Origin of the sequence: Prevotella lacticifex, from assembly GCF_019973375.1 — a bacterium.
In the GTDB taxonomy this organism is placed as follows: domain Bacteria; phylum Bacteroidota; class Bacteroidia; order Bacteroidales; family Bacteroidaceae; genus Prevotella; species Prevotella lacticifex.
The window spans coordinates 1,810,694-1,830,077 of record NZ_BPTV01000001.1 but is presented as its reverse complement, the minus strand read 5'-3'; the positions used below and the strand labels follow the sequence as shown (position 1 = coordinate 1,830,077).

The following is a 19,384-nucleotide window of genomic DNA, read 5'->3' as shown; positions in this document are numbered from 1 at the left end:
GAGGGTGGGGATAACCCCTACCCCTACTGATTGAGTGCTGCAAGCGTCTTAACATCAGATGGTTACGCAGAATATTAGACATGGTTGTGCGTCGGAAATAAATGCAGAGATTCGGTCTGGCGACCGACCGGACGGCCATAAAGGCCGCCCCTGCAAGTGGATAGGTGCAGCACAAGTAATGATGCCAAACTCCGGATGCGCGATGTGATGTGCTTCATGGTGGGAGTCGTGACGTAGGCTCCGTGGCATCGGATGGTGGGCAGCACCTCTGCGGTTATCCAATGCTTGAACTGCTTTGCCTGCGGCAGCTTAGAGGAGAGGACGAGGGAGTAGAGGCCCGACTCGTTGATGATGATCATTTCTTGTTTTCCAGAGGGTGTTTCCATTTTGGAAACACCTCGGTCTTCATCGTCAACCTTCTTAGAAACAGCTGCTCTTGGGCTTTCATATCCCAAAGCCACAGCCACGTCCTTTCCCACGAACCACGGCTCGCCGTCATTACGCAACTGCGGGGGCAGGGATAAACCACATTCCCCTGCGGATATGTGCAAGATGCTAATTGTCAATGTGTTGTCCTTTATTTTATCCTCATGACATAGATATCGTCCCAGATGATGAAATCGACGATGACGTTAACGTCGGACCGTGAGAAACGCAGCACATTCGTTTGTCCGGCGACGTTGCTCATCCGGAATCCCATCTGCCGCAGCTGAGCCGCAAAATGTCGGTAGTAGCCTTTCCACCAGAAGACATACATTGCGGGGCTGTCGGGTTGCACGCCGTCGATGACCGCAAAGCTGTAGAGGTCGTGATGTGAGAAACGCCGGTAGGGCTGCGCGACTGTGGTGCGGGTAGTGTCGATGGCCACATGATAGCCCCACAGCTTTACGTTTGCATCGTGGGCGGCTATCGGCCGCAAGCCATACTTGCGGAAAGGCGCAAAGGCACTGCCCCTCGTCGTTTTCACCCGCTGATACTGCAACAGTGCCGTGACGGGAATCTGAAGAGCCGTTGTCGGCGGTAGGTCGTATGGTGAGTCCCAGTCGCCCGGAACTTTGCCGACAGCCACTGTCAGTCCGCTATAGCAAGTCACTGACAACCCACTGCCGATAGCCGTTGTCATTCCACTGCCAACAGCCACTGTCGCTCCGCTGCCACCTAATGCCGGTCCGCTGCCTACAGTCATTCCGCTGCCGACAGCCGGTGCCGCAAAGAGGGCCATGAGGATTACGATTACTGCCTTTGCTTTCATCATGCTGGTTTACTTCCCGATAGCGTCGCACTCAGAGAGCCATTCAGAGCAGACTGAGTCGGACGACATTCGCCAGTCGCCGCGCGGTGACAGCGAGACGCTGCCCACCTTCGGTCCGTCGGGCAGACAGCTGCGCTTGAACTGCTGGGCGAAGAACCGGTAGAGGAAGGTGTGGAGCCAGTGCTTGATGACTCCATCGGCATACTTCCCGCCGAAGGCTGCCTTGGCGAGGAGCATAATCTTGGCCGGATGGAAACCGAAGCGCAGGAAGTAGTAGAGGAAGAAGTCGTGGAGCTCATAGGGTCCCACAAGGTCCTCAGTCTTCTGAGCTATTTCGCCGTTGTCGTCGGCCGGTGTGAGCTCCGGCGAGATTGGTGTGTCGATGATGTCGAGCAGCACTCGTGTTATTACATCCTGACGGTCATCACCGTCACCATTGTCAGCAGTCTTTGCCGTTGCGCTGTTGGCCACAGACAGATGTCCCGTTGTGGCTACATACCTCACGAGATGGCGTATGAGTGTCTTTGGTATGCTCACGTTGACGCCGTACATCGACATGTGGTCGCCGTTGTATGTGCACCATCCGAGGGCCAGCTCGCTGAGGTCGCCGGTGCCGATGACGAGTCCTCCCACCTGGTTGCTGATGTCCATGAGAATCTGCGTGCGCTCTCGGGCCTGCGAGTTCTCGTAGGTGACATCGTGGACGGCCGCGTCGTGACCGATGTCACGGAAGTGCTGTCTGACGGCCTCGGCAATGTTTATCTCGCGGATGGTGATGCCGAGTTCGCGCATGAGCGTCATGGCGTTGTTGTAGGTGCGGTCGGTAGTTCCGAATCCCGGCATGGTGACCCCTACGATGCCTCGTCGGTCAAGGCCGAGGAGATCGAAGGTGCGCACGCATACCAACAGTGCGAGTGTGGAGTCGAGTCCGCCGCTGATGCCCACGACGACATGCTTTGCGTGGGTATGGTCGAGGCGCTTGGCGAGTCCCATGACCTGGATGGAGAATATCTCCTCGCAGCTTGCCGACATATCGCCGGTGGCTGGAATGAACGGATGAGGGTCGACGGTGCGCAGCAGTTTCCATTCCTTCTCGGGGTTGCTGGGCACCTTGGCATCGACGAGGCGCGGCTCTCCGGCCACCATCCGCGGGCTTTGAGCGTTGACGTAGGTCGAATTTGTCCGGCGCTCCGAGCGCAGCCGCTCTACATCAATCTGACTGATGACGAGCTGGGAGGTGAGACTGAACCTCCGTGACGTGGCCAGTGTCTTTCCGTTCTCGAAAATCATCGCGTTGCCGCCGAAGACCATATCCTGCGTGCTCTCGCCGAAACCGCATCCTGCATAGACATATCCGCTGATGGTGCGTGCGCTCTGCTGGGTGAGCAGCTGGCGCAGATAGTTGTGCTTGCCGATGAGCTCATCGCTTGCCGAGAGGTTGAAGATGATGTCGGCACCGGCGAGGGCCAGCCTTGTGCTTGGCGGTTCGGGCGACCACACATCCTCACAAATCTCGATGCCGAAGCGTGCACCACCGGGGAGCCTGAAGAGTTGCGGGTCGGGGGTGACGACGACATTCTTTCCGGCGTAGCGGATGGTTGTCGTGTGGAGGTCCTGCGACGATGCGAACCACCTCTGCTCGTAGTACTCGCTGTAGTTTGGCAGGAACGTCTTGGCCACGACACCGAGGATGTCGCCGCTCTGGATGACTACGGCGCAGTTGAGCAGCAGTGATCCCACGGCTATCGGTGCTCCGACGATGGCTACGATGTCGAGCTGACGGGTGAACTCGAGGAGCCGGAGGACACCGCTCTCGGCGGCATCGATGAGAGTATCCTGGCGGAAGAGGTCCTGACAGGTGTATCCGGTGAGACTGAGTTCGGGGAAGACGATGACCTCAACGCCCTTTCCGTCGGCCTCGGCCACAGCCGACTCGATGTTGAGGAGGTTGAAGCCCACGTCGGCAACCTTGACCGACGGTATGGCAGCGGCTACTGTGATGAATCCGTATTTCATTATTTATCTTATTGTTACCTGCGTAGCACCATAGCCATACTCCTGGAAGCTGGCATCCTGATACTGGCAGTTCTTGTATTTGTAGTTGAGCTCGTGGATGATGGCGTGGCGCAGCACACCCTCGCCCTTTCCGTGGATGAAGATGAGTTTCTGTCCCTTGCGGTCCTTATACTGCTCGATGGTATGGCGGAAGACATCAAGCTGGTATTCGAGGATGTCGCCACTCGACATTCCGGCTGTGGTGTCGAGAATCTCGTCGGCATGGAGGTCAATGACAATCTTGTCGCCCTGGAGCACTTGTTTCACCTTGTGGCTCTTGCTCTGCGCGTTGTCGTAGCGGCGCACGAGAGGCTGTCGCTGAGCCGACGGTGTGCGCGCCGGCGACTTGCTGCCCGTAGCCGGTTCCTCCTTGGGGGCATACATCTCGGCCTTGAGCTTTTCGGGGTCGACGGCGAGGGGATGAACGGGCTTATCGTTCTCGATGATGGGGTAGAGCAGGGCGGGTACGTCGAAGAAGTCGGTGTCGCGGAAGGCATGTAGCTTGAAGAATTTCACTGCGTCTATGCGGAACCTCACGTCGACGGCCGGTTTGATGATGAACGACTTCTCGCGCTTGAAAGCTATGAGCTGCATGGCTGCGTGGGCGATGTCGTTGAACTGTGCGAATCCTATACGCTCGACGAAGAGTTTCGTGTTCGGCTCAATCTCACCCGCTGCCCTCAGAGTCCAGTTGTTGTTCTCGGCCGTGAGGTAGGTGTAGGTGATGAAATAGTTGGAGTCGTTGACGATGTAGGTCTCGAACTGCGTGTTCGAGAGATTTTTAATGTCCATGGGCACGAAAGCGAGGTAGACGGAGAGTTTGTCGCCGTCCTTGCGTTCCTTCGGTTTCGGATTGAAATTGACCGATGGGTCGTTGGCAGCGCTGTTGTCGTCGTCGGAGTCGGTATCATCGGTTGTGTCGTCGTCGGTTGCCGACAGCCGTTGGCGGATGCTGGTGTTGTCGGGAGTGTCGTTTGTCTCGGCCGACTTCATGGTCTCGACGAGGTGAGCCGAACTGTAGTCATCATCGGTGACGACGACAACCTCGTTGATTGGTGTTGGAATCTCGAATCCGTCCTCGTCCTCGACGAGAACTATATTGTTGCCTTTGAAACCGGAGATGCGTCCGCCGCCGGTCTCGCTGAGGAATCTTACTTTATCTCCTATTTTCATACTGATTATTCTGTTTCTATGTTGTGGTGTTTCGGGTTATGGCATGATGAGATTGCAGTCGCCGTAGCTGAGGAAGCGGAATCCGTGGCCGAGGGCATAGTCGTAGATTCGGCGCCAGTCGCCGTGGACGAACGCGCTGACGAGGAGCAGCAGTGTGGACTGCGGCTGATGGAAGTTTGTGACGAGAATCTTCACAATCTTGTATGTGTAGCCCGGTGCGATGATTATCTGCGTGCTGCTGTGGAGAGCCTCGAGATTATCGCGGTCGAGATAGTCGAGGATATTCTGTATGCTCTGTCTGACGCTCACGGGTTTTCCGTCGACGATGACGAGTCCCTCGTCGTTGTGCGGCAGGTCGTAGGGTTCCCACTGATTGACGTGCAGTTCCTCTTCGGTGGCATCGGGATTGGTGACGAGCTTCACCCCCATGTAGTAGAGGCTCTCGAGAGTGCGCACCGATGTTGTGCCGACGGCAATGGCCTTGCAGTCGTGGGCCAGCAGGCGCTCGAAGGTGTGGCGGTGTACGACGATATACTCGGTGTGCATATTGTGGCCCGAAATCTCCTCACTCTTGACGGGCTTGAACGTCCCGGCACCCACGTGGAGGGTGAGCTCGTCGCGCTGGATGCCGTAGTCGTCGATGTCGTGGAGCACTTTCTCGGTGAAGTGGAGTCCGGCCGTAGGTGCTGCCACAGAGCCTTTAATCTTCGAGTAGACGGTCTGATAGGTTGTCTTGTCGCTGTCCTCGGTCTTGCGGTTCAAGTATGGCGGTATTGGCAGTTCGCCGACGGCATCGAGAATCTCGGCGAAGGATACTGAGGGGTTGTCCCAGTCGAAGTTGACCCAGTAGTTAGTTCCTCCGCTCTTCTCCGTTGTACGGCTTCGGTCCATGGTGACGGTGAGTGTGAGCTTTTGACCGTGAATCTCGAAGTCGCGCTCCAATGGTCCGTCCTTCCACTTCTTGAGGTTCCCGACCATGCAGAGCCAAGCGCAGTGGCCGGTAGTCTGGAACATCAGCTCGTAGTCGGTGGGGTCGGCAGGCTCCATGAGAAACACCTCGATGAGTGCTCCCGTCGACTTGCGGAAGTGGATGCGGGCCTGGATAACCCTTGTGTTGTTGAAGATCATGAGGGCTCCCTTTGGCAGGTGCTTGGTAATGTTGTAGAAGATGTCCTCGCTCACCTGTCCGTGGTTGTAGATGAGCAGCTTTGAGTGGTCGCGTTCCTTGAGTGGGAACTTTGCTATGCGCTCATCAGGGAGGTTGTAGTCGAAGTCGGAGATGTGTATGTTTTTTGTATCCATTATGTTTTTTGTTTGTTTCGATTTTGATTTGCGGGGTGAGAGTTATGTTTGTGGGGGTCCGTCTACCGTGCCCAGAGACATGAGAGCATGATAAGGACGACGACGGTGATGACAAGGACGGAGAGTACCATGTCGATGTCGGCCAGGCTATATCCCGAACGCGTGTACTGACTGGAGATGAAGTGGAGCCGAGGACTGACCTTGTAGTATAATCGTCGGTAAACGGCGTAGGCTATGGCTCCGGCGCAACAGCCCCAGATTATACCGACGACGATATCCGACATGTAGTGTGCTCCGAGGTAGAGGCGTGTCCAACAGTTGCCCACAGCCCACAGGAACATGAATGTCGAAAACGTGGTGTTGCGTATAATCAGCGTCAGGAGCATGGCCAGGGCGAAGGTGTTGGCAGCATGTGCCGAGAAGAAGCTGTAGCCCGAGGGGTGATAGCCGTTAACGACGTTGACGACGGAAGCCATCGACGGGTCGTTGACAGGGCGCAGACGGCCTACGAGAGGCTTGACGATGCCGTCGGCGAGTCCGTCGGAGAGCAGAAAGCCAAGGGCGACGGCCCCGATGAGGAGCATCACCTGCGATGTCTTCTCGTTGTTCTTCACCACGAGGATGATGAGTGCAATGAAGAGCGGCACCCATGCCACGGTGTTGGTGAAGAGTAGGGCGAACTCGTCGAGGAACATCGAGTGGCTGCCGTTGAACAGGGTTAGGAAAAATCTGTCTATACTGTCAATCGTCTGAGGCATAAATGTTAAATTTCTTCAAGTTGTTTTGTTGTTATCCATCCCTCGCGTCCGTCGGCAAGGCGGATGGATCGCCAGTTGGCCAGCGACTTGTCGATGATGTCGACGCGTGTGCCCTCGTGGATGACGAATGCTGAGCCAGCGTTTGCCGAGGGGCCGTTCTTCACTGTCACCGCAGGGGAGGTGATGATGGCTCCGGTGCGGTTGATGAGAAGATCGCGCTGTTCGAAGGCGAAGATATTGGCCAGGATGAAGATGACGATAAAGGTTATGGAGGCATAGAATCCTCCGGCCCTCACCTTGTCGTTGCCGTGGAAGAGATAGAAGAGCATGGCGATGATGGCTATGAGCAGCGACAGACAAGCGGTGTAGGCCCATCCGTCGACACTCATGAGATTGACCAGTGCCTTATACCAGGTGACGAAGAACATCTCGGACTGCGGCGTAATCTTGTCGATGGTCTTCGACCGCGCCATCTCGAGGTTGAACCTAATGTCGGCATCGCCCGGCGACAGCAGATGTGCCCTTTCGTAAGCCAACAGCGCCTGGGTTATGTTGTCGGTGCGATAGTAGGCGTTGCCGAGATTATAGTATATGTCGGCCGAGACTCCGTCCTTGAGAAGCTCCTGGTAGTCGGCGATGGCCTGGGTGTAGTTCTTCTTTGCATACTCGTTGTCGGCGTTCTGCTTGGTGATGGCTCCGGCGCTGAGGGGCAGCAGCATCATTGCGGCCACGAGCATCAGCATCAGCGCTGAGCCGCTGCCTGCATGTTGCTGGGCTTTCGTCCGCTCGTTGAGTGAGTTTTCTATTTCCATGATAGCAGTCATTGCGCTTTCCATGGTGCGGTCCATGTTGCCCTTGGTATCGCCGGGGGCATAACGCTCGAACTCGCACTCGTGGAGAGCTCCTGTGAACTTATTTATCGTATTGTCGTCGACACCGAGGGTGCTCAGTTTCTCGCTGATATTATCGCTGCTGAGGTGCTCGACGGGGATGCTGAGCTTGTCGCTGACGTAGCCCCAGAGGGCTCTCATCACCTCGTCGTAGAACTCGCTGCTCTTGCCCTTGAGCATCAGCTCGTCGGCACGGCGCAGACGGCGGGTGGCTATCTTGTTGGCGTTGTTGCGCTTCATTCCGACGATGTCGGAGCGCATGAGGACGGTCTTTCGGAAACTGTAGAACAGAAAAGCGAAGACGGCTAAGAGCACGATGATTATAGCCCAGTAGGCTACGGAGCCGAAGAAAAAGTCGCCAATCTTGTGCACCGAGGTGTTGCCGGTCTTTATCGGTCGAATGTCCTTGTTCTCGTCGCTGTCGAAGTCGCTCATGCCACCATTGCCGTTGCCTTTGTCCACCTTGATGGTGAAGGGCTGTGTGGTGATGGTCTTGTAGCTGTTGCTGCCTGTATCGTAGTAGGTGAAGCGGATGGCAGGGATGGTGTATGTCCCCTCCTTACGCGCCACGAAGAGATAGTCGTAAATCATGTTTCCCTCGACACCGGCTTCCGAGAGCTTTGTCTTGTCGGTGATCTTAGTGTCGTATTTGTCGAAGTCGGAAGGAATTTGAACAGCAGGCTCCTTGACGAGCTTGAGGTTTCCCGTTCCGCTGAGTACAAGACGGAGATTTATAGGGTCGCCGGCGCGCACCTCTGTCTTCGCGAGTTGGGCCGAGATATTGAATTTTCCGACACCTCCGGAGAAGTCCTTCGGTTTTGCCGGCAGTGGATCGACTTGTATTGTTATGCCCGGGGCAGTGACGTCGCGCGGCACTTCCTTATAGCCTCCACCGGTGAAGAAAGCGTCCTCACTGCGGTCCTCCTCCATGACGATGCCGTGATAGGTTATCGACGGAATCTTCAGTGATCCGGTCATTTGCGGGTACATTATATATTGGCTCCACGTGACGGTGTTGTAAGTCTTGCCGCGGAAAGTCTCCATGTGGAAGTTCTTTTGCTGGGGGAGCTTCACTTCCTGAGTGTGGAATCCCTTGAGATCGGGCATGGCTCCGTTGAGCTGAGTGAGGTTGAGGGTGGTGTAGACTTTATACGTAAGCATCACGGGCTCCTGCTCGTGCACATGGGTCTTGCTTGCGCTTACGAGGATGAAAAGGTCGCCGTGACCTGGATTGCCCACGGTCTTCTCTTCTCTGCCTCCGCCACGCGACTGTGCTGTTGCTGCTGCCGGTGCTGAGCCGTTGACGCGCACACGCATGCTCTCGGTGCTCATCCGTCGGCCGTTGGCAACGACCATAGCGGGGGGGATGGTGAAGTTGCCGCCGCGTGTGGCCATGGCGACATACGATACGGTGACGGTGGTGGAACCGCTGAGATGGCCGTTGACATACTGATAGCTCGACACCTCCGACTGGTTGGGACCGTAGAGAATCTCTATGCCCTCGGGGATGTTACCCAACCGAAAGGCTGAGACATCGGATGCGTCAATGACATATTCTATCTGGAACTTGCTGCCGACCTCCACCGACCTTGGGGCACTACAATGGACGCGCTGGGCGCTGATAGTTGTAGTGACCAGTAGAAATATGTAAAGTATGTATTGTCTTAATCTCATAAACTCGAGTGTTTTGTTTCTTCAGCTGATTAATGAATGCGTTACCAGTTTTTGTCGAGGTTTCGGTTCGACGGTTGCTGCATGGCTTTTTTGAGCTTGGCCTCCGTTTGGTTCTCCTCGTTCATGGCAGCCTGGAGAAGTTGTTCGGCGTTCTCCTTGCTCATCTCGCCGCTTTGCTGCTGGTTGTTGTTCTGTTGCTGGTTATTGTCGTTCTTGTTTTTATTCTGATTATTGTTCTGTCCGTTTTTATTCTTGTTCTTGTCTTTGTCCTTGTTGTCGTTCTTGTTCTTCTTGTCGTTTCCGTTCTTTCCTCCGTTCTGTTTCTGCTTCTTCTGCATCTGCTTGCAGAGGACGTAGTTGTAGCGAGCGTTGGAATGGTTGGGGTTCAGACGCAGACAATTTTTATAAGCTTCGATGGCATTGTCATAGTTTTTCAACGTCTGCCAAGCCACCCCCATATTATAATAGCCCTGTGAACGGATGGTTTTGTTGGGCTCCGTTTTCACGGCTTGCTCATACTGCTTTATGGCATCGCTGTCGCGGTGCTCCTTCTGTAGTGCGCAGCCGAGGTTATACTGTGCCCGGGCGTTGCCCGGATTTGTGGCCAATGCCTTGCGGTAGGCCACCTCAGCCTCAGCATATTTGTGGGTGTTATAGAGGTTGTTGCCCTGACGAATGAGGTCGCGGTCGGTTTGTGCGTTGGCTCCCTGTGCAGCGATTATGGCGAGGAGCAGAACGACGGTGTGGCGCTTGTGCAGCAGCCAGTGGCCGCGGTTGCTCTTGCCCTTGGTCTTAGAAATCAGCACTTCGGCGATGAGCAGGAGCAGAACAATGATGGCAACGGCCTGGAACTGTTCGTCGAAGTCGCTGTAAACCACATTGTTTATCTCTCCTTTCTGTAGTTTGTCGAGTTCGCTGTTGAGGCGCTCCTCAGCTATTCCGCTGTTGTCGACGTGGATGTAAACACCTTTGCCGGCAGCGGCTATCTGCTTACACATATTCTCGTTGAGGGCTGTCATCACGGTGTTGCCGCTCTTGTCCTTCAAGTATTGTCCGTTGCCGAGAGGAATGGGTGCTCCCTTGGGGTCACCGATGCCGAGGATATAAACGTTCATCCCCGCTTCGTTGGCTTTCTTAGCCATTTCCTCAGCTCCGCCCTCATGGTCCTCGCCGTCGGTGATGACGATGATGGCTTTTCCCGTCTTGCTGTCCTGGGTAAAACTGTGCATGGCTAAGTTGATGGCTCCGCCGATGTCGGTGCCCTGAGTCTGGATGAGCGACGGATCAATGTTCTGAAGGAACATCTTAGCCGATACAAAGTCGCTGGTGATAGGCAGTTGCACGAAGGCGTCGCCGGCGAAAACGATGAGTCCAATCTTGTCGTCGTTGAAATGGTCGACAAGGTTCTCCACCATCATCTTGCTCTTTTCGAGTCGCGACGGTGCCACGTCCTGAGCGAGCATCGAATTGCTGATGTCGAGGGCGATGATTGTTTCTATTCCTTCCCGCTTGTTGTTGCTGATGTCGCGTCCCATCTGCGGACGCGCCACCATGACGATGATAAGGGCGAGGGCAGCCATGAGCAGCCAGAACTTCACCTCGGGACGCACCTTCGAGACGTTTGGCGCGAGTTGGGCTACGAGCTGCGGATTGCCGAAACGCCGGATGTTCTTTCTCTTCGCTCTGAGGGCAAAGATGCGGACTATCGCCAACAGAGGTATCAGCAACAGCAGCCAGAGGTATGTAGGATCTTGAAATCTGAACATTTTTTCTTTCTTTATGGTATTCTACGGAACACGGTCATACGGAGCAGAATCTCAAGGAGAAGTGAGATGAGCGCCGCAAAAGCAAACGGCTGATATATGTCGTAAAGCTTTGAATAGGAGGATGTTGAGAGCTTGCTCTTCTCCAGTTTGTCGATGTCGTTGTAGATATTCGACAGCTCAGCGCGGCTCGATGCACGATAGAAGTTGCCGTTGGTCATCGTGGCGATGTCCTTCAGGGTTTTATAGTCGATTTCACCCTGCTGTTGGACGTATTGCTTTTGTCCGTTGACGATCACCGGAACGCGTGCCATCTGATTCGTGCCGAAGCCGATAGTGTAGATTCTTATGCCGAAGGTCTTGGCCATCTGAGCGGCGGTCATCGGCGAAATGTCACCGACATTGTTGCTGCCGTCGGTGAGGAGGATGATTATGCGGCTCTTGGCCTTGGAGTCTTTCAGCCTCGAGATGGAATTCGACAGTCCCATTCCTATTGCTGTTCCGTCCTGAATCAGTCCGCTCATGACGAGGTTGGGGTTGACGTTGCGCATGAGATTGAGGAGCGAGGCGTGGTCGGTGGTCATAGGGCACTGCGTGAAAGCTTCACCGGCGAAGATTGTCAGTCCGATGTTGTCATTGGGCCGGTCGCTGACGAAGTCGGCAGCCACATCGCGTGCCACCTCAAGCCGGTCGGGCTCTACATCTTCCGAGAGCATACTGTAGGAGATGTCCATACACAGCATGATGTCGATGCCTTCGGTCTCCGACTTGTTCCAAGCGTTGTAGCTCTGTGGACGCGCCAAGCAAATGACGATGAGTGTGTAGGTGAGACACCGCAGCAGCATCGGCACATTGATGAGGCGCACGCGCAGACTTGTGGGTGCGAACTCGTAAGCCCGCGTGTCGCTCATGCGCATTGTCGGCTCTCCCTTCTTCCGATAGAGGAAATACCATAGAACGTATGGTACAAGGAGGAGAAGCAACAACAGATATCCTTTGTTTGCAAATTCCATATTATCCAATTATTTCAATTACCCTCCAGAGGATGTAAGCCAAGATTGCAGCTGCTGTAATAACGAGTAACGCTATCGACAGTCTGACGCCCTTGCGCTTACGCATCTTCGTGCGGTCCTTCTCTGAGAGTTTCGTCCCCACCTTCTCAACGGTCGGAGCATTTTCCTCTTTCGTGCTATCGATGAACTTTACGACACTCGTAAGGTAGAGGTCGTTGATATTGTTCTGAACCGAGTACTTTGCGAACTTCACGAGGTCGGCTGTCTCAAAAACTTGTCGGAGCTCCTCAATCTTCGACTTGTCCTCTTCGTTCTCCAGTCTGTAGAGTATCTCCGAGCTCGTCATCTCCTTGGCCCTGATGCCGAAACGGTCGTTGAGATACTGCCGTAGGGTGTCGGTGAGGGCTGTGTAATATTCCTTTTGATCGGTGCTCTCGTCGAGATGCTCCGACTTTATTTTTTCTATCTGCTGTAAAGCTTTTTCGTGAGGCAGTAGACGACGGATGAAGCGAACACGCGAGATGATTGGTTTGCCCGCTCTCAGCCGCACGTAGAGATAATATATAATCACAAGAATGATTATCACCACAATGCTCAGCCAGAACAGCGGACTCCACTCGCTCCAATCGTAGGGGTTGCCCACGACTCCATGCATTGGCTTTATGCTGTCGGCATGTGCCGTATCCACCTTTATGGTGTTCACTTTCAGGGGAATGTAGTTGGTCTTGAAGTCCTTTCCTGCAACCTTCACGTCGAGCGACGGAACGTTGTATTTTCCCTCGTCCCAAGCCGTGAGATAATAGATGCAGCTTATCTCGGCCGATGTTGTGTCGCCCTCGGTGCGCACTACCTCTATGCCGGGAGCCATCTCCGTCTCATCCTTGAACTGGGGAAATTTCACTCCTTCGCCCCACGACACTCCGCGGACGGTGACTGTGAGCCGCGTCTGACTGCCAACGAGAATCTGCGTGGAGTCCAAACGCGCGTCAACCGACACCTGAGCCAAGCACGAGGCCGTGATGGCGATCATAAAGCATATTATAGATAAGAAACGTTTCACAATCTTGAGTTGTATTTCTTTAAAGTTTTTCCTCCTTACGGATTCGTTCTGTCCTCAGCCGCTGGTACGGAAGCCATCCCCCGTCAATCCTATGGATGCGAGAAATGTCCTGTACTTTCGTTATCGCTCCCTGTTCTTGAAGAAAATCATCAATTTTCTGACGAAATCCTCATTGGTCGAAATTGACACCGTGTCGACATTACTCTTGGTGAATATCTCCTTCAGCATGTACTGCCGCTGCATGAAATAGGTCTTGTGGGCCATTCGCAGGCGCTTGTCGCTGGTGTCGATGTACATTTCATGTCCCGATTCGGCGTCGACAACCCTCATGATTCCAACATTGGGGAGCTCCTTGGCACACTGGTCATAAACTTGTATTGCTCCCACGTCGTGTTTGTGGTTGCATATCGTGAGAGCGTTCTCAAAGTCGGGTTTCGTGAAGAAGTCGCTGAGAATGAACGCCGTACAGTGGCGCTTCATGACTCTTGTGAGGAACTCTATGGCCATCTTCAAGTCGGTGCGCTTGCTCTTCGGCTGAAATTTGAGCATCTCCCTGATAATGAAGAGGATATGTTTGCGGCCACTCTTCGGAGGAATGTACTTCTCAATGCGGTCGGAGAAGAAGATAACCCCGATTTTATCGTTGTTCTGAATGGCCGAGAAAGCCAAGGTTGCGGCAATCTCAGCCACAAGGTCTTTCTTCATCTGACGCTGCGTACCGAAGTCGAGCGACCCCGAGATGTCGATGAGCAGCATAACCGTGAGCTCGCGTTCCTCTTCGAAAACTTTCACGTAGGGACGGTGAAAACGTGCCGTAACGTTCCAGTCGATGTCGCGGATGTTGTCGCCATACTGATACTCGCGCACCTCCGAGAACGCCATTCCGCGCCCTTTGAACGCAGAATGGTATTGGCCGGCGAAGATGTTCTGACTCAGTCCGCGGCTTTTAATCTCTATTTTCCTGACCTTTTTAATTAAATCGGATGATTCCATTGTCGTTAATTAGGTCGCAATGACGCGATTATTTATTTAGAAAATTGAATGCCTGTTCATCAGTAGAACGTGACATTGTCTGTAGTGTCGTCTGAGCACCAACGCTTTATGGCACCTGAACCTTGTTCAGGATCTGCGATATTATCTGCTCGCTCGTGACATTGCTGGCCTCTGCCTCATAGCTCAGTCCTATGCGGTGGCGAAGCACATCGTGGGCCACGGCACGCACATCCTCAGGAACCACGTATCCGCGGCGCTTGATGAAGGCGTAGGAACGGCTGGCCTTAGCGAGGTTGATGCTTGCTCGCGGACTACCGCCGAAGGTAATCATCTGGCGCAGTTCGGGCAGCTGGTAGCGTTCGGGATAACGTGTGGCGAAGATGATGTCGGCAATGTACTGCTCAATCTTCTCGTCGATGTAAACATTGTTGACCACTTTGCGGGCGTTGATAATCTCGTCAACGTTAGTCACCGGTTTCACTTTCGGCATCGACGGTGCGAGATTCTCACGGATGATGGCTTTCTCCTCTTCCATGGTAGGATAGCTGAGGACAACCTTCAGCATGAATCTATCGACCTGAGCCTCAGGAAGTTGATAGGTTCCCTCCTGTTCGATAGGGTTCTGTGTGGCCATGACGAGGAAAGGATTCGGAAGACTGAACGTCTTGTCGCCGATTGTTACGACGTGCTCTTGCATGGCCTCGAGCAGTGCACTCTGTACCTTTGCCGGTGCACGGTTAATCTCGTCGGCGAGGACAAAGTTGGCGAAGACCGGTCCTTTCTTTACGTTGAAGTTCTCGTCTTTCTGCGAATATATCATCGTTCCCACCACATCGGCCGGGAGAAGGTCCGGAGTAAACTGAATACGGCTGAATTTAGAGTCGATGAGTTCCGACAGAGTCTTGATGGCCAAGGTCTTGGCAAGACCCGGAACGCCCTCAAGGAGCACGTGGCCGTCGCTGAGCAGACCTATGAGCAAGGCCTCGACAAGATGTTTCTGACCGACAATCACCTGGTTCATACCAGTGGTGAGGTCGGTGACGAAAGCACTCTGTTGTTCTATTAATTCATTAAGTTCACGAATGTCCAATGGTTCTGCCATAATATTGTAATTCTATTTATTTTCCTTTTTCGTTCTAAATTTTTCGCAAAATTACAATATTAATGGCATTATGGAACAAGAGTCCCACATAAATAATATTAAAAAAGTTTTTTAGTATATAAGTTTTAGTTTTTTTTGAACGATATTGCCATACATTCCTTTGTGTCCGTGGTAATCCGGAATCTGTTGTCGGGACGTCGTCCCACCACCCAGAGTATTCTCCCCGTGGCATCGCAGAGCACCATTTGCTGTCGCTTTTCCATCAACGACACCTTCTGGTCGGTGAGAAAATCGCTGACGAGTTTGCTCCCTTTCATGCCAAAGGGCACGAAGCGGTCGCCACGGCGCAGACTGCGCATTGTCAGAGGAAAACGGATCGCTGCGCTGTCGAGACATATTGAGTTGCTGCTGTGGGGAATAGCCATTGTCGTGTACCACGGTTTCCTGACTATCGAAATCTTGAATCCCCGAGACGACGAGTAATTGCCTTCCTCAGGAAAACGCATCTCAAAATCGGCGTTTTCATCGTTCTTTCCTACGATAATATCGCCTCTGTCGAGTAGGGCTCTGTGGCTCTTGCTTGTCCATTCCTTGCCCTGACCGTGTGCAGTCGGAGAACTTTCGCAGCCCTCACGACTGCTGCTGATATGCCGTATAATATCCTCAATCTGCGGGCCGTTGAATCCATATGGATTGAGGATCTCGAAGAGTACAGCCTCGGGCGCAATCTCTTCAAGTAATGCTTTAACGTCGATATGTAAATACTTGTCCTTTGAAGTGATTCTCTTTTTACTCCTATCTACACTTGAATCGTAAATTTCAGCCACCTCTTGGAGCCGATCAGCAGCCTTTGCAATGTTCTCCACAGCCGACGGATTGATTTTCTCAATCATAGGAATGATGTTGAGCCGGAACTTGTTTCGGGTGGCCTCATCCTCAAAGTTCGTGCTGTCGTCGACCCATCCTTGACCTCTCTGCCGCAGATACTCTTCTATCCACTGACGGCTTTTCGTGAGCAGAGGGCGGTAGATGGCTACATCGTTGCCACGGAATTCGACGTGGGTCACGGGTTTCATCCCCGACAGTCCGTGTATTCCCGCACCGCGGATGAGCTTCATGAGCACAGTCTCGGCCTGGTCGTTGCGGTTGTGGGCCACGCAGATGCCGGCAGCATCGAGGTCGCCGACGAGTTGGAAGAAGTAGTTATACCGCAGGTTCCTGGCTGCTGTCTCTATGCTCTCCTGGTGCATTGCCGCATAGCTCACGGTGTCGAAGTGAGCTATGTGGAGCTTCACTCCATTATCGTCGCACAACTTCTGACAGAAACGTTCGTCGCGGTCGCTCTCTTCGCCACGCAGATGGAAGTTGCAGTGGACGGCCTCAACCTTATAACCTTTTTCTATCAGGAGCAACAACAGTGCCGTGCTGTCGGCTCCTCCCGATAATGCGCTTAAATATAACCTGCTCTTGTCTAAAATCATATTGCCAGTGTCGGCTACTCATTTTGCTGCGAATACAACGCCCCATTGATGGATTCTGCTTGTTATCCAGCTCCTCGTAGCACATATTTTTTGGCAAAGGTATTAAAAAAGTCAGAATAATAATAGAAAAGAACCGGAAACTTCGCGCTCCATAATGAATCGACTGTGGAATTTGTTTCAACGGTTCAAATTCATGACATTATATTTACACGATTCCGATATGTACCATTTGGCGTTGCAAAACGGCCCGTTTCGCACTCTGAAACGGGCCGTTTCGCGAGCTAAAACGGGCTATTTTGCAACTCCATTTGGCATGTATTTGCAACCGCATGATAATCAACCGTTTGCAAAGATACATCTTGCAACGGCAGTGTTTGAATAATATTTACAAGCTGTTTGTTGCAGTCATCGAATAATTTGGTTGAAGAAACAATGATGTCCGATACGTTTTCAGATGTCGGAGAATGTACCTGATCAATTGAAACAAATGGTTGATTAGTATGTTGTTCATTCAAATTTTATGCTGTACAACATATTTTGATGGTTGTAATAAAGAATTATTGTATGAAAACGGCAAATTAAGTAAAAAATATTTGTAGATATTAAGTATTATCCATATCTTTGCAGCAGAAGTAAAGCCATCATGGATGGTGGCAGAATTATAGATTTAACAAACGATAATAGATAACCAATAATTACTATCAAGATGAAGAAGTTATTATTAATGGCAGCAGTGCTGCTCGCTTCAGTAAGTGCTTATGCACAGCACGCAGTTGGTTCTTTCACTCTTCAGCCTCGCGTAGGTCTGAATGTGGCTAATTTCACCGATAATGATGATGCTGATCCGCGTGTCGGATTTGCCGGTGGTGTCGAGGGTGAGTATCAGGTTTCTGACATCTTCTCTGTAAGTGCCGGTGTCCTCTATTCAATGCAGGGCAGCAAGTACAGCGAGAGCGGTTCTGACGTTACTGCTAAGTTCGACTACGTCAACGTGCCAATCATGGCCAATGTGTATGTTGTCAAGGGTCTTGCCGTAAAGCTCGGTATCCAGCCTGGTTTCAACGTGAACAACGAGTATACGGTTAAGGCCGGCGGTCATAGCATTAGCGTAGATGGCGGTGAGAGTGGTCTGCCAGAGGCTAAGACTGTTGACTTCTCGATTCCTGTTGGCTTGAGCTACGAGTTCCCGACAGTTCCTATTGTCATCGATGCCCGCTACAACTGGGGTCTGACAAAGGTTGTCGACGGTGGTGACTCGAAGAACAGCGTATTCCAGTTCACTCTTGGATACAAGTTCGACCTCTAAACCTACACATTAATAAATAAGGGCTGTCAATTGGCAGCCCTTTTATCATATTTCAGCGTCAGTATTGTTGCTGATTCTATATCGTGAAGATTAGTGCCTCGACCTTTACGGTAATGATTTTTCGGTATTGTAATAGTCTGATTATCTGGAGGCAAATATTTAAACCCGATTATTTTCTCTCATGACTCGCAAGGAACGTTACGAACATATTCTCGACTGGTTCAGGAAGAACGAAGGCCACAAGACTACGGAACTGAATTTTTCCACCCCGTTCCAGTTGCTCTGTGCCACGTTGCTCAGCGCCCAATGCACCGATAAGCGTATCAACGAAGTCACTCCCGAACTCTTCCGCCATTATCCCGACTCAGCGTCGATGGCTAAGGCCGAACCGGAGGACATCTTCGAGTTTGTGCGGTCGGTGAGCTATCCCAACGCCAAGTCGAGGCATCTTGTTGAGATGGCACGCAAATTAGTGGCTGATTTTGGTGGCGAGGTGCCCTCGACGACTGAGGAGCTCGTGACTCTGCCAGGTGTGGGGCGCAAGACTGCTAACGTGTTGCAGGGAGTGTGGTTCGGGAAACCCGTCATTGCCGTCGACACACACGTCTATCGTGTTGCCCACAGACTGGGGCTTGTTCCTCCTACTGCCAATACCCCGTTGAAGGTAGAGACTTGTCTCGAGAAGAATATTCCCGATGCCGATATGGCTGATGCCCACCACTGGCTTCTGCTTCACGGTCGCTACATCTGCAAGAGTGCGCGGCCGATGTGCGAGAAGTGTCCATTTGATGACTTCTGTCCGAAACTGTTGAAGGACAGTAAGTTATAAATCGTAGTCTAAATATAATCGTCGACGACGTTATTTATGAAGTCCATCATCGGCTTGGCGGTCTTGGCTATGCCGGCAAGTCGCTGGATGAAGTCGGGCTGTTTGAAAAAGTCCTCGTCCAAAGCCACCCAGCAGCAGTAGTCCTTCATCTTCAGATAGTCGATGAATTCGTAGTCCTTGGGGAATCCTTTTGGACATGTTTTCAGTGCTGTCAGTCCGAATCCTTTTGGCGAGACGCTGTCGTCGTCCCAGTGTCCGGTGTTTGGACGCCCGAACATGTCAACGAATTTCTTGCTCTCCACAATCTTTCTCCAGTCGCTGATGTTGCCCATTATCTCGTTGCGGGTAGCCGTGAGGATGTTTGTCGGCAGCCAGTAGCATCCGAATCCTATCAGACAGTGGCCTGGCTGAATGTGGATGTAGTAGCCGCCACGCAGCGACTTTTTTCCGTCGGAGCAGATGTAAGCCCCGAAATGGCGCTTGTAGGGACTCTTGTCGGGTGAGAAACGTATGTCGCGGTAGAACCGATAGCAGCAGTCTTTGGCCTGGAGATTGCCTATCTCGGGGTCGAACTTAGTGAATTCAGTGATGATGTCGGTAACCGTCTGCTCTAAATCCTTGCGGCAGGCTGTAAACTCATCTTTATGCTCCTGCATCCACTGGCGGTCGTTGTTGGCTGCTACGGCCTTCAGGAAATTTATTTCTCGTGTGATATTCATCTGTTATTGTCAAT

General features: G+C 52.6%; 16 protein-coding genes. 2 read left to right on the top strand and 14 right to left on the bottom strand.

Annotation, left to right across the window (positions count from 1 at the left end; all coding sequences use genetic code 11):
- Positions 1-74 precede the first annotated feature (74 nt).
- The 13 genes from LDN30_RS07180 to tilS form a co-directional block, all read right to left on the bottom strand.
- On the bottom strand, positions 75-506 hold the full coding sequence (locus tag LDN30_RS07180; protein ID WP_223926059.1) for a BRO-N domain-containing protein: 432 nt from the start codon (positions 504-506) through the stop codon (positions 75-77).
- 71 nt (positions 507-577) lie between these two features.
- Positions 578-1,255 (bottom strand): hypothetical protein, encoded by a 678-nt coding sequence (locus tag LDN30_RS07175; protein WP_223929105.1) that lies wholly within the window; start codon positions 1,253-1,255, stop codon positions 578-580.
- A 6-nt stretch (positions 1,256-1,261) separates the two neighbouring features.
- Positions 1,262-3,268 (bottom strand): NAD(+) synthase, encoded by a 2,007-nt coding sequence (locus LDN30_RS07170; protein WP_223926057.1) that lies wholly within the window; start codon positions 3,266-3,268, stop codon positions 1,262-1,264.
- A 3-nt stretch (positions 3,269-3,271) separates the two neighbouring features.
- Entirely contained in the window at positions 3,272-4,480 is a 1,209-nt protein-coding gene (locus LDN30_RS07165; RefSeq protein ID WP_223929104.1) for a DUF2027 domain-containing protein, read from the bottom strand.
- A 36-nt stretch (positions 4,481-4,516) separates the two neighbouring features.
- Positions 4,517-5,782, bottom strand: a complete 1,266-nt coding sequence (locus tag LDN30_RS07160; RefSeq protein ID WP_223929103.1) for an S-adenosylmethionine:tRNA ribosyltransferase-isomerase — start codon at positions 5,780-5,782, stop codon at positions 4,517-4,519.
- A 62-nt stretch (positions 5,783-5,844) separates the two neighbouring features.
- Positions 5,845-6,540, bottom strand: coding sequence for a phosphatase PAP2 family protein (locus tag LDN30_RS07155; protein ID WP_223929102.1), 696 nt, complete (start codon positions 6,538-6,540; stop codon positions 5,845-5,847).
- Between the two features lie 5 nt (positions 6,541-6,545).
- Complete coding sequence (locus tag LDN30_RS07150; protein ID WP_223929101.1) at positions 6,546-9,104, bottom strand: BatD family protein; 2,559 nt, start codon at positions 9,102-9,104, stop codon at positions 6,546-6,548.
- 41 nt (positions 9,105-9,145) lie between these two features.
- Positions 9,146-10,870, bottom strand: a complete 1,725-nt coding sequence (locus LDN30_RS07145; protein WP_223929100.1) for a tetratricopeptide repeat protein — start codon at positions 10,868-10,870, stop codon at positions 9,146-9,148.
- A gap of 11 nt (positions 10,871-10,881) precedes the next feature.
- The gene (locus LDN30_RS07140; RefSeq protein WP_223926051.1) at positions 10,882-11,880 is read right to left on the bottom strand and encodes a vWA domain-containing protein; all 999 of its coding nucleotides are present in this window, start codon (positions 11,878-11,880) and stop codon (positions 10,882-10,884) included.
- 1 nt (position 11,881) lies between these two features.
- Positions 11,882-12,940, bottom strand: coding sequence for a BatD family protein (locus LDN30_RS07135; RefSeq protein ID WP_223929099.1), 1,059 nt, complete (start codon positions 12,938-12,940; stop codon positions 11,882-11,884).
- 120 nt (positions 12,941-13,060) lie between these two features.
- On the bottom strand, positions 13,061-13,933 hold the full coding sequence (locus LDN30_RS07130; protein WP_223926049.1) for a DUF58 domain-containing protein: 873 nt from the start codon (positions 13,931-13,933) through the stop codon (positions 13,061-13,063).
- 106 nt (positions 13,934-14,039) lie between these two features.
- Positions 14,040-15,035, bottom strand: coding sequence for an AAA family ATPase (locus LDN30_RS07125; RefSeq protein WP_223929098.1), 996 nt, complete (start codon positions 15,033-15,035; stop codon positions 14,040-14,042).
- Positions 15,036-15,160: 125 nt separating this feature from the next.
- A complete protein-coding gene (gene tilS, locus LDN30_RS07120; protein WP_223929097.1) occupies positions 15,161-16,516 on the bottom strand; it encodes a tRNA lysidine(34) synthetase TilS in 1,356 nt (451 codons plus the stop codon).
- Positions 16,517-17,222: 706 nt separating this feature from the next.
- Here tilS and LDN30_RS07115 point away from each other — a divergent pair.
- Positions 17,223-17,822 carry a porin family protein gene (locus LDN30_RS07115; protein WP_223929096.1) on the top strand — a complete coding sequence of 200 codons (600 nt, stop codon included), beginning with the start codon at positions 17,223-17,225 and terminating at the stop codon, positions 17,820-17,822.
- 181 nt (positions 17,823-18,003) lie between these two features.
- Complete coding sequence (gene nth, locus LDN30_RS07110; RefSeq protein WP_223929095.1) at positions 18,004-18,651, top strand: endonuclease III; 648 nt, start codon at positions 18,004-18,006, stop codon at positions 18,649-18,651.
- 8 nt (positions 18,652-18,659) lie between these two features.
- Here nth and LDN30_RS07105 read toward each other — a convergent pair whose 3' ends face one another.
- Positions 18,660-19,370, bottom strand: coding sequence for a DUF2461 domain-containing protein (locus LDN30_RS07105; RefSeq protein ID WP_223929094.1), 711 nt, complete (start codon positions 19,368-19,370; stop codon positions 18,660-18,662).
- Positions 19,371-19,384: the final 14 nt, after the last annotated feature.

Excerpts from the sequence above, each read along its gene's own strand:
- LDN30_RS07170 (WP_223926057.1), bottom strand. The coding sequence starts at position 3,268 with ATGAAATACGGATTCATCACAGTAGCCGCTGCCATACCGTCGGTCAAG.
- nth (WP_223929095.1), top strand. The coding sequence starts at position 18,004 with ATGACTCGCAAGGAACGTTACGAACATATTCTCGACTGGTTCAGGAAG.
- LDN30_RS07155 (WP_223929102.1), bottom strand. The coding sequence starts at position 6,540 with ATGCCTCAGACGATTGACAGTATAGACAGATTTTTCCTAACCCTGTTC.
- LDN30_RS07105 (WP_223929094.1), bottom strand. The coding sequence starts at position 19,370 with ATGAATATCACACGAGAAATAAATTTCCTGAAGGCCGTAGCAGCCAAC.
- LDN30_RS07150 (WP_223929101.1), bottom strand. The coding sequence starts at position 9,104 with ATGAGATTAAGACAATACATACTTTACATATTTCTACTGGTCACTACA.
- LDN30_RS07160 (WP_223929103.1), bottom strand. The coding sequence starts at position 5,782 with ATGGATACAAAAAACATACACATCTCCGACTTCGACTACAACCTCCCT.
- LDN30_RS07175 (WP_223929105.1), bottom strand. The coding sequence starts at position 1,255 with ATGATGAAAGCAAAGGCAGTAATCGTAATCCTCATGGCCCTCTTTGCG.
- LDN30_RS07115 (WP_223929096.1), top strand. The coding sequence starts at position 17,223 with ATGAAGAAGTTATTATTAATGGCAGCAGTGCTGCTCGCTTCAGTAAGT.
- LDN30_RS07125 (WP_223929098.1), bottom strand. The coding sequence starts at position 15,035 with ATGGCAGAACCATTGGACATTCGTGAACTTAATGAATTAATAGAACAA.
- tilS (WP_223929097.1), bottom strand. The coding sequence starts at position 16,516 with ATGATTTTAGACAAGAGCAGGTTATATTTAAGCGCATTATCGGGAGGA.
- LDN30_RS07165 (WP_223929104.1), bottom strand. The coding sequence starts at position 4,480 with ATGAAAATAGGAGATAAAGTAAGATTCCTCAGCGAGACCGGCGGCGGA.
- LDN30_RS07145 (WP_223929100.1), bottom strand. The coding sequence starts at position 10,870 with ATGTTCAGATTTCAAGATCCTACATACCTCTGGCTGCTGTTGCTGATA.
- LDN30_RS07130 (WP_223926049.1), bottom strand. The coding sequence starts at position 13,933 with ATGGAATCATCCGATTTAATTAAAAAGGTCAGGAAAATAGAGATTAAA.
- LDN30_RS07140 (WP_223926051.1), bottom strand. The coding sequence starts at position 11,880 with ATGGAATTTGCAAACAAAGGATATCTGTTGTTGCTTCTCCTCCTTGTA.